This window comes from Desulfohalovibrio reitneri, from assembly GCF_000711295.1.
In the GTDB taxonomy this organism is placed as follows: Bacteria; Desulfobacterota; Desulfovibrionia; order Desulfovibrionales; family Desulfovibrionaceae; genus Desulfohalovibrio; species Desulfohalovibrio reitneri.
Window position 1 is genome coordinate 2,518,832 of sequence record NZ_JOMJ01000003.1, and the last position, 12,839, is coordinate 2,531,670.

General features: G+C 68.6%; 8 protein-coding genes and 3 pseudogenes. All 11 read right to left on the bottom strand.

Annotation, left to right across the window (positions count from 1 at the left end; translation table 11 throughout):
* Position 1: 1 nt before the first annotated feature.
* Positions 2 to 2,689 (bottom strand): efflux RND transporter periplasmic adaptor subunit, encoded by a 2,688-nt coding sequence (locus N911_RS0112520; RefSeq protein ID WP_081859198.1) that lies wholly within the window; start codon positions 2,687 to 2,689, stop codon positions 2 to 4.
* A 67-nt stretch (positions 2,690 to 2,756) separates the two neighbouring features.
* Entirely contained in the window at positions 2,757 to 3,029 is a 273-nt protein-coding gene (locus tag N911_RS0112525) for a YHS domain-containing protein (RefSeq protein WP_029897630.1), read from the bottom strand.
* Between the two features lie 43 nt (positions 3,030 to 3,072).
* The gene (locus N911_RS0112530) at positions 3,073 to 4,530 is read right to left on the bottom strand and encodes a TolC family protein (protein WP_051694272.1); all 1,458 of its coding nucleotides are present in this window, start codon (positions 4,528 to 4,530) and stop codon (positions 3,073 to 3,075) included.
* Complete coding sequence (locus N911_RS0112535; RefSeq protein ID WP_051694273.1) at positions 4,530 to 5,513, bottom strand: sensor histidine kinase; 984 nt, start codon at positions 5,511 to 5,513, stop codon at positions 4,530 to 4,532. The genes N911_RS0112530 and N911_RS0112535 overlap by 1 nt, the downstream gene beginning before the upstream one ends.
* 488 nt (positions 5,514 to 6,001) lie before the next feature.
* On the bottom strand, positions 6,002 to 7,651 hold the full coding sequence (locus tag N911_RS0112540) for an L-aspartate oxidase (protein WP_138774420.1): 1,650 nt from the start codon (positions 7,649 to 7,651) through the stop codon (positions 6,002 to 6,004).
* Positions 7,652 to 7,747: 96 nt separating this feature from the next.
* Positions 7,748 to 9,292, bottom strand: a complete 1,545-nt coding sequence (locus N911_RS0112545; protein WP_051694275.1) for an aldehyde ferredoxin oxidoreductase N-terminal domain-containing protein — start codon at positions 9,290 to 9,292, stop codon at positions 7,748 to 7,750.
* Between the two features lie 19 nt (positions 9,293 to 9,311).
* Positions 9,312 to 9,800, bottom strand: a complete 489-nt coding sequence (locus tag N911_RS0112550) for a ferritin-like domain-containing protein (protein WP_029893257.1) — start codon at positions 9,798 to 9,800, stop codon at positions 9,312 to 9,314.
* A 42-nt stretch (positions 9,801 to 9,842) separates the two neighbouring features.
* Positions 9,843 to 10,673 (bottom strand): FAD/NAD(P)-binding protein, encoded by an 831-nt coding sequence (locus N911_RS0112555; RefSeq protein ID WP_029893258.1) that lies wholly within the window; start codon positions 10,671 to 10,673, stop codon positions 9,843 to 9,845.
* A 21-nt stretch (positions 10,674 to 10,694) separates the two neighbouring features.
* Positions 10,695 to 11,741 (bottom strand): annotated as a pseudogene (locus N911_RS19205) (4Fe-4S dicluster domain-containing protein).
* Positions 11,741 to 12,680, bottom strand: a pseudogene (locus tag N911_RS17035) (ferredoxin family protein). The pseudogenes N911_RS19205 and N911_RS17035 overlap by 1 nt, the downstream one beginning before the upstream one ends.
* Positions 12,681 to 12,692: 12 nt before the next feature.
* Positions 12,693 to 12,839, bottom strand: a pseudogene (locus tag N911_RS18900) (hydrogenase iron-sulfur subunit); the annotation flags it as partial.

Genomic DNA, 12,839 nt, shown 5'->3' on the forward strand with positions numbered 1-12,839 from the left:
CCTATCCGCCCCGGATGATTTGCCGGATTTCGCCGCAGCGCAGCATGACTTCCCCGAAGTAGGGGTTGCGCAGTTCGGAATCGAGCTGCAGCCAGATGGCGCCCTTGTTCTCGAAGGCCATGGGGCAGAACATGACGTGCACGGTCTCCAGGCCGGAGACGCCGAGGCGGCGCACGGCCCGGGCCAGCCCCTCGGAGACCGGCTCGAAGCCCACCCGCATCTCCACCAGGTTCTCGGCCTCGCCAATGGCGTCCAGCCCCTTGCGCATGTCCCGCAGGGCCCCCATCCACTCGTCGTGCGGCCCGGAGGCCAGCAGGCCCATGTCCGTGGCCGCCAGGGCCTCGTCCATGCGTTCGGCCTCGGCGCGGGCTTTGTCCGGTGCGTCCGCGGCCAGGGCGTCGGAGATGTCGGCATAGGCCCGGACGACGCCGGCCAACTGCTTCTGGAACTCCTTGGGGGCGGCCGCCTCGGGCGCGGGCTCGTCCTGGCCGGTTTCGCCCTCGGCGGCCTCGGCCTGGTCCAGCCGTCCCGAGACCTCGCCGCAGGCCAGCATGGCCGGGCCGAAGTAGGGGTTGCGCACGTCCTCGTCCGCCTGCAGCCAAGCGCCGCCCTCGCCCTCGAAGGCCATGGAGCAGTACATCTCAACCACCGGGCCCTCGGCGGCCACGCCCAGGTCCTTCATGGCCGAGGCCAGTCCAGTGGAAATGGTCCCGAAGGCGGACCGGGTTTCGTCCATGGTCTCAGCTTCGTCCATGGCCGTCAGGCCGCGCTGGATCTTGCCCAGGGCGGCCATCCAGATGTCGTGGGCCGAGGGGTGCAGCCGGCCCATGTCCACTTGGCCCAGCGCCTCGGACACGGCCGGGGCGGCGGCCCGGGCGGTGGCGCCGTCGTCCCTGGCCAGGGCCTCGGACATGGGCAGGTAGGCCGAGAATACCGCGCCCAGCTCGCGCTTGAAGTCCTCGGGAACGTCGGCCTTGGCGTCGCGGCGGGCCACCATGTCGGAGACCCCGAAGGCGGTGTCGGCCCGGGACCAGTGTTCGGACACGTCGCCGAAAATCCGCCGCGCCTCGCCCATTCCCTCGGCCTCGGAGCCGATGAGGGTGTCGTTGGACAGCAGCATGTCCAGCTCGCGCCACAGCAGGGCGGCGTCGCCGTCAAGCTGGCTCGGCTCCACCCGCGAGACGGCCTCGTGCATGGCCTGGAAGGCCGTTTGGCTGGCGGCTAGGTCGCCGGAGGAGACGGCCTGGGAGAGGGCCAGGAACTCGTCTGCCATGGAGGCCAGCTCGTCGCGCACCTCGGGCGGGGACTGGAAGGTTTCCCCATCGGTCTTGGGACCGGCGGACGGGGTCATCATGCTGGGCTTGGCCATGATCTGCACGGCCGAGTCGATCTTGAAGCTGCCCCGGGAGACGACCATCTCCCCCTCGCTGAGGCCCTGGCGAACCACATACCAGTCGCCCGCCTTGGGCCCGAGCACGATCTCGCGGCCCTCGTAGACGCCCTCCTCGCCGGGCACGGCCACGTAGACCACGGCCCGCTTGCCGGTGACGAGGGGGGCGGAGGCGGGGATGACCAGCGGGTTCTTGCTGTCCTTCTCCGTGGCGGCCTCGATGCGGCCGCGCTGCTCGGCGCGGACGAACATGCCCGGCTTGAGCATGTAGTCGGGGTTCTCCGCCTCCAGGCGCACGCTCAGGGTGCGGGTCTTGGGGTTGAGGAAGGGGTCGATGTAGACCACCTCGCCGCTGAACACCTCGCCCGGGTAGGCCTCGGTGGAGAACTTCACCTCGCGGCCCATCTTGATCCAGGGCAGGTCCGACTCGTAGACCTCCAGCATGACCCACACGCGGGAGATGTCGGCGATGGTGTAGATGGGGGTGCCGGTGTCCACGTACTCGCCCTCGTCCACCTTCTTGTCCACCACCACGCCGGACAGGGGGGCGTGCAGGGCCACGTGGTCGGAGGGCTCGCCGCGCTCGATGATGTTGTCGATCTGGCGTTTGGTCAGGCCCAGCAGGCGCAGCTTCTCGCGGGCGGCCTTGCGGGTGCGCTCGGCCGTCTCGCGCACGATGTCCAGCTTGCTCTCCTCCAACTTGGGCAGGGAGCGGTGGGCCTGGATAAGCTCGGCCTGGGCCGCGTACAACTCGGGGCTGTATATCTCGGCCATGCGCTGGCCCTTCTTCACGAAGCTGCCGGTGAAATCCACGTACAGCTTGTCGATGCGGCCGCCCACCCAGGCGGTGATGACCCCCTGGCGCGTCTCGTCGTACTCGATGGTGCCCACCATGCGGGTGCTCACCGGCACCTCGCGGCGGCGCACCTCGGTGGTTTGCACCTGGGCCAGCTTGCGGGCCGTGGGGGAGAGGGAAATCTGGCGCAGGCTGACCTTCTCGGCTCCGTCCTGCTCTTCTTCCAGGGGAATGAGGTCCATGAAGCAGATGGGGCACTGCCCCGGCTCGGGAAGCTGGATCTGCGGATGCATTGAGCAGGTCCAGACGGTCTCGCCGTCCTCGGTCGCGGCCGTGGTATCGGCGGCGTGGTCGTGCGCCTCGTCCTGGGCGGCTTCCCGGCTCTGGGGCGGCATGTCCGAATCACCTGAGCCGCCGAGCATGTACCCCAGGCCGAACAGCGCCAGGGCGGCGACGACAACGAGCAGCGTCCGGCGGCCGAAGGGTTTGCTTTTCCGCGTCATGGAATCCTCTCTCCCGCTGATGGAAAAACGGCCGGGCCCCCGGCCGGGGGCCCGGTTCAGCGTGTGGCTACTCGGAATCGGAGTCGGGGGCGTCCTGTAGCTCGACGCCCTGCTCCTTGAGCTTCTGCATGTACTTTTCGGGGTCCTTCTTGAACTGTTCCGGGCAGCTGGGGCAGCAGAAGTAGATGCGCTTGCCCTTGTAGTCGGTGTAGAGCTTTTCGTTGGGCTGGTAGCCCATGATGGGGCACTTCTCCTGCACCATCTCCTTGGCCATGGCTGTTCCGGTGAAGGCGGCGGCCAGGCAGATGACGGCCAGTATGGTCAGCAGCTTCTTTTTCATGCCGGGAACTCCCTCGGGTTGGTTGTTGGGTTGAACGGGAAAGTTATTCGGCCTCGGCGCCGGGCTGTTCCCCGGGCCGCCGCATGTCCTCGGGCTCGGGCGCGCTGACGGTCACGCAGTGCACCTCGCAGGGGATGTCGCGGCCCAGAATGGCCTCCATGTCCGCCATGGCCTGGGCTTGGTCGGCCAGGGCGCGCAGGTGGGCCAGTTCGAACTCCAGCAGGGTGCGCTCCGCCTCGACGAGGTCCAGGGCGGAGTCGGCCCCGGTCTGGAATGCCTCCAGGGTCGCCCCCAGCCCCTGCTCGGCCTTGGGCACAAGGCTGTCGCGGTACAGCTCGATGCGGCGCTGGGCGTCGCGGTAGTCATACAGGGCCACCTGCATGGAGCTGGCCAGGGAATTGCCCTTGCCCACCAGCTTGCGGCGGTAGGCGCTTTTGTCCAGCTTGGCCTGTCGCACGGCCGCGTCTCGCTTGGCCCGCCACAGGGGGATTTTCACCTGGGCGGTGGCGATGACGGGGTTGTCGCCGTTGTTGATCGGGTCGCCCTGCCTGGCGCGATCCTGCACGATGGTCTCCACGCCCATGGCGAAGTCCGGCAGGTAGTCCAGCTCGGCCAGCTCCCGCTTCACGTCGCTGGCCTCGGCCAGGGCGCGGTACTCGTCCAGTGCGGGGTTGTTGTCGGTGATGCCCTCCAGCAGCTCCTCGTCGCTCATGGAGGTGATCATCACCGGGATGGACTCGGGCAGGGGGATGTTCCGGGAGCTGGGGCGGTTCATGGCCTCGTTGAGCCGGGCTGCAACCGGACCGCGCAGGTCCCGAAGGGAATTCAAGCGGTCACGCAGCTTGCCCAGCTCCACCTGCAGGCGGATGACCTCGGAGTAGCTGCTCAGCCCGGCCTGGTAGCGTGTGGTGACCACCTCCTCCAGGTAGCGCAACAGCTCGATGTTCTCGCCGGTGATGGCGATGGCCTGGGCCAGGTAGGCGTACTCGTAGTACGCGTCCTTGACCCGGCGGTAGACCTCCAGCCGCTGGGACTCCAGCCGGGCGTAGGCCGCGTCCGCCTTGAGGGCGGCCTGCCGTTCCCGGGTGGAGAGGGTGCCGAACCAGGGGAAGGACTGGGTCAGCCCGAAGCGGTGGCGCTGGGGGCCGGTGCGGGTTTCCACCGGCTGGACGTAGTAGCCGTACTTGAAGGTGGGGTCGGGCAGGCTGCCCACCTGGGGCACGTTTTCCAGCTCCGACTTCCACTGCTCGAAGGCGGCCCGCAGCTCGGGGTTCTTTTCGGCGGCTTCGGCCAGGTAGGCGTTGAGGTCGGCCAGTTCCTCCGCGGCCATGGTGGCGTTGCCGACCACGGCGGTGGTCTCGGGCTCCTGCGCGTTGGCGGGCGGCGCCAGCAGCGCCCACAGGCAGAGCATGAATCCCGTGATCCAGGCCAGGAAAAAGGCGGCGGAGCGTTCGGGACGGCGTGGCGGCGCGATGGAGAGGGCGTTGGGAGGACGTCGCATCAGCCTTCCCCCCTGGGGATGCGCACGATGAAGGTCGCGCCCTGCCCCGGCTCGCTCTCGAAGGTGAGGTCGCCGCCGAAGTTGCGCACCGTCTTGCGGCAGCTGGGCAGGGTCAGCCCGGTGCCGCCCCGGCGGGTGGTGAAGAAGGGGGAGAACATCTTCTCCCTGTGCTCCGGCTTGATGCCGGGGCCCTGGTCGGCCACGCGGATGGTGCAGTCGTCCCCGGAGCGGGTTGAGGTCACGGTCACGGTGGAGCCGCGCGGTGTGAAGTCCAGGGCGTTCTCGACGAGCCTGGCGACCACCCAGCGCACGGCCTCGGGGTCCACCTTGGTGGGGCAGCCCACCTCGTCCCGCTGGACGTCCAGGCGGACTTCCTTGGCGTCGATCTGTTCCTGGTTGCGGCGCACCGCCTCCTCGACCACCTCGTTGAGGTTGGCCGTGCGGAGTTTCAGTTCGCGCTCCGGCACGTATCCCGCCAGGGTTTCCACCAGGCTTCCCATGCGGGACATCTCCTTCTGGAAGTCGTCGTTCAGGCCGGAGTCGGCCAGTCCGCCGGAGCGCTGGAACAGGGAATTCAGCGCGCCCATGATGTCGCGCATTTCGTGGCCGATGACGGAGGAGGCGCTGCCCAGGGCGCCCAGTTTTTCGGCCTGGATGAGACGTTCCTGCCTGCGGCGGTTATGGTCCGTGAGCCAGCCCAGCACCAGGGCCACCAGCACAAAGACCGCGATTTGGGAGACCATGACCAAGACGGCGTGGTCCATGGGCGCGAAGAGCATCCCGGCCAGGTAGAGGACCCCGGCCGCGCCCGCGGTTATCAGCCCCCACTTCAGGCCGTACCAGTAGGCGGCCAGGAGGATCGGGACGAAGTACAACTCCCTGTGCACCACGTGCAGTTCCATGTCCCCCCCGGCGAAGTGCAGCGCTGTCACCGCAGCCGTGAGGATGATGATCAGGGAGCCCTTGAAGGTCGTGTGCGCCATGTGATCCCCCTTGTCGTTCCGGTGCGGCTCCAGAGGAAGCAGCCGGAGTTTCCACCATTGGATATCATGAGCGGCTGATCGATGGGAAGGTTGGCCCGATTCCGCGGCAAACGGCATGACCCCAGCCAATTCAGGCTTTATAAAGCAAGCGGCAGGCCAAGGCGAGCATTTTGGATTAAAAAAGTCTGAAAAGAGCTGCCCGGACGGGACCGGCAAGCTTTGGCCGCCGTCGTTTCAAGCAGGTGCGGGACCGGGGGAGTGCCGTTTATTGCACAATAAATGTGCAAGATGTGCAGCGTCGGCGAATGGATGTGCACCCAAGCGGCGGCCGGTACGGGATCGGCACGGAATACACCCGGTTGCCCGCGCCGCCGGACTTGGCCCGCCGCCGCTCATCACGGCGAAGAGGGCATCCCGGGGCGGGTATTGGAATTGGCGCGTCCCATGACGCGATTCATTCCGCGCTGGCGGCACGGTGCCCGTGGGGTTCAGGAAATGGAGCCGTGTTGCCGCAACGCGCGCAGGTGCTCCCGGCGCAAGCCGTAATGGTGTCGGCCGTGGGCCGCCTCCAGGTTGACCGCCGCGGGCACGTCCTGGCGGATGGCGTGGCAGCCTATGCTCTGGGTGTTGCGCAGCGCGGCCCGGGTCAGCAGAAGGGCCGCCTCGCCTGCGTGCACGAGGTCCACCAGCGGCTTGGTCGGCCGGGTGTCCGCCACAGTTTTGCGCAGCCGCTCCGCCAGCCCGCGCAGTTCCCACTCCGCCCTGGCCAGGTCCCGCCGGTCGCGGACGATGCCCACATGCTCCCACATGGCGCGGCGCAGGGAACGCCATTCCCGCTGGATGCCATCGGGGTCGGCCTCGCCGCCGCCGGACGAGGGCCGGTCGGGCACGGACTCCAGCAGCCGCGCTGGGGCCGTGTCGCCCTCGCGGAGGCGGTGGACGATGTCCTCCCCGGCGCTTTTGCCCCACAGCAGTCCCTCCAGCAGGGAGGTGGAGGCCAGCCGGTTGGCCCCGTGCACGCCGGTGCAACTGCACTCGCCGATGGCGTACAGGCGCGGCATGTCGGTGCGGCCGCGCCGGTCGCTTTGCACGCCGCCGCAGTGGTAGTGCGCCGCCGGAACCACGGGGATGGGGTCGGCCTGGATATCCAGGCCTATTTCGCCGCACCGCGCCGCGATGGTGGGAAAGCGCTGGTACAGGTCGTGCTCGATGGAGCGGCAGTCCAGGTAGGCGCAGGTGTCGCCGCTGTGGTGCAGCTCCTTGACGATGGCCTGGGAGACGATGTCGCGCGGGGCCAGCTCGGCCCGTTCGTCGTGGCGGAGCATGAACCGCTCGCCCCGGCTGTTGCGCAGGTGTGCCCCCTCGCCGCGCATGGCCTCGGTGATGAGGAAGCGCTGGCCCGAGGGGTGGTACATGGCCGTGGGGTGGAATTGCACGAACTCCGCATGGCGCAGCCGCGCGCCCGCGGCGTGGGCCAGGGCCAGCCCGGAGCCCACCGAGCAGGGGGCGTTGGTGGAGTGGGGGTAGAGGCCGCCGATGCCGCCGGTGGCCAGTACGGTGAGATCGGCCAGGATGGTTTCCACCCGCCCGGTTGTCCGGTCCAGGACGTAAGCGCCCAGGCACTGGTTGCCCTGCCACGCCGGGTGGGCGTGCAGGCGGGAGTGGCGGGTGCTGGTCAGCAGCTCCATGGCGGTGCGGCTGGTCAGCGTCTGGATGAGCGGGTCGTCCGCCAGGGCCTTTTTGAGCCCGTCCATGATGGCCCGGCCCGTGTAGTCGGCGCAGTGCAGGATGCGCTTGACGCTGTGCCCGCCTTCCCGGGTCAGGTCCAGACTGTTGTCCGGACGGGTGGCGAAGGGAATCCGCAGCCGCTCCAACAGGATTTCCTCCACCGCGCGGGGCCCGGCCTCGGCCAGCAGCCGCACGGCTTCGGCGTCGTTGCGCCGCCAGCCGGCGGTGAGGATGTCATCCGCCAGCTTGGCCGGGGAGTCGTCCGGACCGCGATGCACGATGCCGCCCTGGGCGCGGGCCGTGTTGCCGTCGTCCACGTCCTTGCCCGCGCTCAGCAGGCAGACCTCCACGCCGCGCGCGGCCAGGGTCAGGGCGCAGGTTGCTCCGGCCACGCCCGCGCCAATGACCATGGCCCTTGTGGTCCGCCTGGGGCCGGTCAAGACGGCCTCCGGCTCGGGGAACGGTGCGGGGCGTCGTTTCCGGGGCTGGCGTGAGCCGCTGGCCGATCAGGCATGGCCGGTTTCCTCCCGGCGCTCCGGCTCGGCGCCCGAAGGCCGGCAGAAGGCCCCGGCCAGGGGGCCACGGGGCCGGACGTCGGGCGCGGGCGAGCGGACACGCTGGTTGAAGTTGTGCTCGGTCTCCAGAATGTTTCTGCCCAGCTCCACCAGGTCGTCAGGGGTGAGGCGCAGGCCGTGCATGGCGTTTATGGTGTCCACCATGGCCTCGAAGGTCCGCCCCTGTTCCAGGATGGCCAGCACCACGAAGCGGCAGAAGCCGGTGGAGTCCATAGCCGCGGAGGCGATGCGCAGGTTCCGGGAGACTTGCTCCCGGCTCTTGGGTGAAAGCAGGTGGGAACCGTCGTTCGAGGACCGGAGGCGCTCGGCGGCCTCCCTCCCGTCCGCGTCCTCGCGGAGGGCTTGGTCGCTGCGGGGCCAGGCCGGATGGGGGCTGGGCGGCTCCAGCCCGAAACAGGCGGCCATGGTGGACGGGCCGGAAGCCAGGATGCGGCCCAGGTGCGTGCCCTCGCCCGCCTCGCGCACCAGCCGCGCCGCCCCTTCGGCGTCGCCGAAGTCGATGACCCCGGCTCGCATGGCCAGACCCAGCGCGCGGCCCGTTTCCACCGGGTCCAGGCCGAAGTCCGCTTCCAGGTGGTCCAGTTCGGCCAGGGCGTCGGGGTCGCTGATGCCGCATTCGGCGCTGTGGGACCAGGCGGTCTCGTGCCGGGCGGCCAGGCGGCCGTTTCCGGCGGAAAAGGTGGCGCAGGAGACCGCGCCGCATTCCTGGGCGCAGGCATGGCCCGCCCCGCCCGGGCCGGCGGCGTGGGGCGAATCCGCCCGCCCGGTGGCGGCGTAGACCGCCAGCCCCTGCAGGAAGAGCGCGCTGGCCTCCCGGAACGCCTCTGGCTCGGCGGGGGGGCGCGTTTCCGCCTCGCCCGGGTCGATGACCACGCACTTGACGCCCTTGCGGCCCATTACCGCGCCCACGCCGCCCCGGCTGACGTGGTGAACGGGGCGGAGTTCGCGGTCGGTGGAGGCGATGGTGGCCCCAGCCAGGCGCATCTCTCCCACGGGGCCGATGCAGAGGCAGGCCGCGCCGCTCCGCCGTTCCCCGACCCAACGGCACAGGGTGTGGTTGGTCACCCCGCGCAAGTCATCGGCCCCGGCCACCCCAACGCCGTCCTCGCCGATGGTCACGGCGTACAGGGCGCCACCCGGCGGCGCGCCTTCAAGCACCACGGCCGCAACGCCGAGCCGTCCGAGATATTGGGCTGCCCGGCCGCCGGGGTTGGCTTCCTCCAGCAATCCGGTCCAGGGGTTCTTGCAGCCCACGGAGAGGCGGCCGCAGTTGCTGGCGGCCGTGCCGGACATGAGGCCCGGCGCGATGACCAGCTTGTTCGCGGGGCCCAGGGCCTCGCAGTCCGGCGGCACTTCGTTGGCGATGATGGCCGTGGTCAGGGCGCGTCCGGCGAGGCCGGCGTACTTGCCCAAGGGGTGCCGGACGGCCCGGGGGCCGCCCTCGGCGGACAAGTCGATGCGCAGGATCGTCTCCACCACGGCTCCAGGCGGTCGGTCAGCTTTGGCGCATGCGTGTCAGCATCTCGTCGAGCCTGCGCAGGTGCAGGCGCTCCTCGTCTATGCAGCGCTCCACCGCGCCGCGCTCCTTGGCCGGGACCATGTCCCGCATCTCCATGAAGAACAGGATGGTGTCCTTCTCGAAGCCCATGGCCATCCGGATGGCGGTGTCCGCGTCATCCGCGTCGCTCATGTACTTCTCGGCCAGGCCGCCGTTGAACAGGGAATGGGATTCGATGAGCGAGCGCAGGTAGTCGGCGTACTCCTCCTTGGTGGACCAGGCGGGCAGCTCGACGCTGCCGAGCCGTTCCAGCAGGTTGGCGAATATCTCCTCGTGCTTGCTCTCCTCGTCCGCCAGGTAGCGGAAGAAGTCGCGCAGTTCCTCGTTCTGGGCCTTGTCCGCCACCCGCAGGTAGAACTCCCGTCCCTTCTGTTCGATCTCAACGGCCGCCTTGGCGACCTCGTTGGCGTGGAAGAAGTGAGCCATGGTTTCTCCCGTTTGCTGTCTTTTCGTCTCCCCCGGTCCCGCCTACAGTTCGTTGGGCAGCTGCTTGAGTTCTTCGTAGGTGAAGACGGGTCCGTCCTTGCAGACGTATTTGGTGCCGATGTTGCACCGGCCGCAGATGCCCACGCCGCATTTCATGCGTTTTTCCAGGGTTGTTATGATCTGATTGTCTTGAAAGCCGAGTTTATGCAAGGCCTGGATGGTGAATTTGATCATGATGGGGGGGCCGCAGGTGACGGCCACGGTGTTCTCCGGCGAGGGCTCCATCTCCAGGAGCACGTTGGGGATCAGGCCCACGGAGTGTTCCCAGCCCTCGGACTCCACGTCCACGGTGAGCTGGGTTTTCAGGTCGTCGCGGCCCAGCCAGTCCGGCAACTCGTACTGGAAGGCCATGTCCTGCGGGGTGCGCGCGCCGTAGAGCAGAGAGATGTCGCCGTAGTCGCCCCGGTTGTCCAGCATGTAGAGCAGCAGGGTGCGCAGCGGCGCCATGCCGATGCCGCCGCCTACGAAGACGATGTTCTTGCCCTTGAGATCCTCGTAGGGGAACCAGTTGCCCAGGGGGGCGCGCACGCCGATCTGGTCGCCCGGTGACATGGAGTGCAGCTTGGAGGTCACCTCCCCGGCGCGCATGACGCTGAACTGCAGGTAGTCCATGCGGGAGGGCGGGGAGTTGATGACGAAGGTGGACTCGCCCGTGCCGAACACGGACAGCTGCCCCACCTGGCCGGGCTTGAAGGAGAACTCCTTCATGCGCTTCTCGCCCAGCACCACGCGGAAGGTCTTGATGGCCGGGGTCTCGTCGATGATTTCGGTGATGGTGGCCACGTCCGGCAGGTAGGGGTTGAGCGGCTGCATTTCGCGTTCCTTGAGCACGGGCTACTCCTGCTCGGCCGGCTCGGCGGCCGTGGCTTTGAGAACGATTTCGCGGATGTCCACGGACACGGGGCAGTGCTTTATGCAGCGGCCGCAGCCGCAGCAGGCGATGGCCCCGCCGTGGATGGTGGGGTAGTAGCTGAACTTGTGCCCCACGCGGTTCTTCAGCCTGTGGGCCTTGGTGGGGCGGGGGTTGTGGCCGCTGGCCTCCATGGTGAACTGGTAGGACATGCAGTTGTCCCAGGTGCGCAGCCTGGCCCCTTCCGCCCCGCACGCCTCGTCGGTGATGTTGAAGCAGTAGCAGGTGGGCAGAGGTAGGTGCAGGCCCCGCAGCTGATGCATTTGGCCGAGACCTCCTCCCAGAAGCCCATGTCGTCGAACAGCTCCAGCAGCTTGCCGGGCGTCTCCGAAAGATCCGGGGCCTCGCCCAGGCCCTCGGCCGCCCGCTTGTGCACGACGTGCGCCTCGTCCAGCCGCTTCCCGGCGTCCTCCAGCAGGCCGCTGCCAGAAGCTCCCCGCCGGTTTCGGTCACCGGCTCCAGCACGTAGCCGCCTCACCGGGGTCATGAGCACGTCGGAACACTCGGTGTCCGCCGGCCGGAGCCCACCAGTGGCAGAAGCAGGTGGAGGAGGGCCTGGGGCAGGCCATGGTGATGAAGGCGGTGTGCTCGCGCCGCGCCAGGTAGTTGAGGTCCTTGACGTCCTCGGCGTCGTACACCCGGTCGAAGGTGGCGAAGCCGCGCGCGTCGCAAGGGCGGCCGCCCACACCAGCCTCGGCGTCTCGTCGATGGTCTCCTTGACCCGCACCTGGCTTGTGTCCGGGCTGGCCGGGTCCTTCTCGTAGCGAAAGACCATCAGCGGCTCGCACTGGGGAAAGACCGAGCCCTTGGGCGGCGTGGTGGCTTGGCGGCCCAGGGAACCGGCTGGTCCGGGCGAAGGGCCGAAAGACCACGGCCTCGCCCTCGCGGCGGGGGACGGCGGTCCGGCGCTCTTTGGCCAGCTCCGCCAGCCAGGCCGGGACCTTGTCGCCGGGGATGAACTTGGCTTCCATCACCACCCCCTCTCGTTGATGTTTTCCTCTTCCACCTGGAAGGCCATCAGCGGCGGCGTGGCCTCCACCTTGGTGCCAGCGCGGTAGTCGAACAGCTCCTCGACTTCCTTGTTCAGCTTGCGCTTGAGCAGCAGGAGGGAATGCCCACGGGCAGGCCGCTCGCACTCGCCGCACTCGTGCAGCGCCCGGCCAGGTGCATGGCGTGGATGACCTGGAAGAACCACTTCTCGTCCACCGTGTCCTGCTCGGTGATCCAGTGCGGGTCGCGGCAGTGGCCACGCAGTGGTCGCGGCAGACGCACAGGGGGCAGGCGTTGCGGCAGGCGTAGCAGCGGATGCAGCGCTGCATGGCCTCACGCCAGTGCCGGCCCGCTCTTCCAGCGGCCTGGACTCGAACTCGGCCACGTCGGCGTACTCGTCCGCCTCCGGCTCGGTCACCGGCTCGCCCACGAACTCGTCCGAGAGCAGGGCGTTGTGGTAGCGGCAGCGGCCGACTTGTCCGCGGCCACCTCGGCCAGGGGGAACGATTTCTCCCCGCCGTCCACGGTCACTTTTACGGTGTCGCCCTCGACCCGGGCGTCCTCCACCAGGTCCAGGTCGACCTCGCGGGCGATCTTCTTCAGGCTGACCACCCCCTCGCAGGGAAAGCCGAATACCGTGATGTTTTTCGCGTCCAGAAGCTTTTCCTGCAAGAGCTCGATGACCGAGCGGCTGTCGCAGCCCTTGACCACCACGCCCACCTTCTTGTCCCGCAGGCCGGTGAGGTAGGTGGCCAGGTTGTGCACGCACAGGGATCCAGCACAGCCGGTCCACGTCCTCCTCGCCGCGCATGAACAGCGGCGTGGCGTGCAGGGGATCGAATCCCGCTGCAGCCGATGACCACGTCCAGCTCGGGCAGCCGCTCTTTGATGCGGCCTTTCATCTCATCCAGAAGGGACATGCTTCCTCCGGGTCAGCGGGCGTCCGCCGCCACGGCTTGCGCCGGGCCACCTGCGCTTCGCTCAGGGCGGGGCGGGCCGAGTTCGTGGATGGCTCGGTGAACTTGTGCACCACCGTCTGCCATTTCTTGCCTTCCGAGGCCGAGACCCAGGTGTACTCG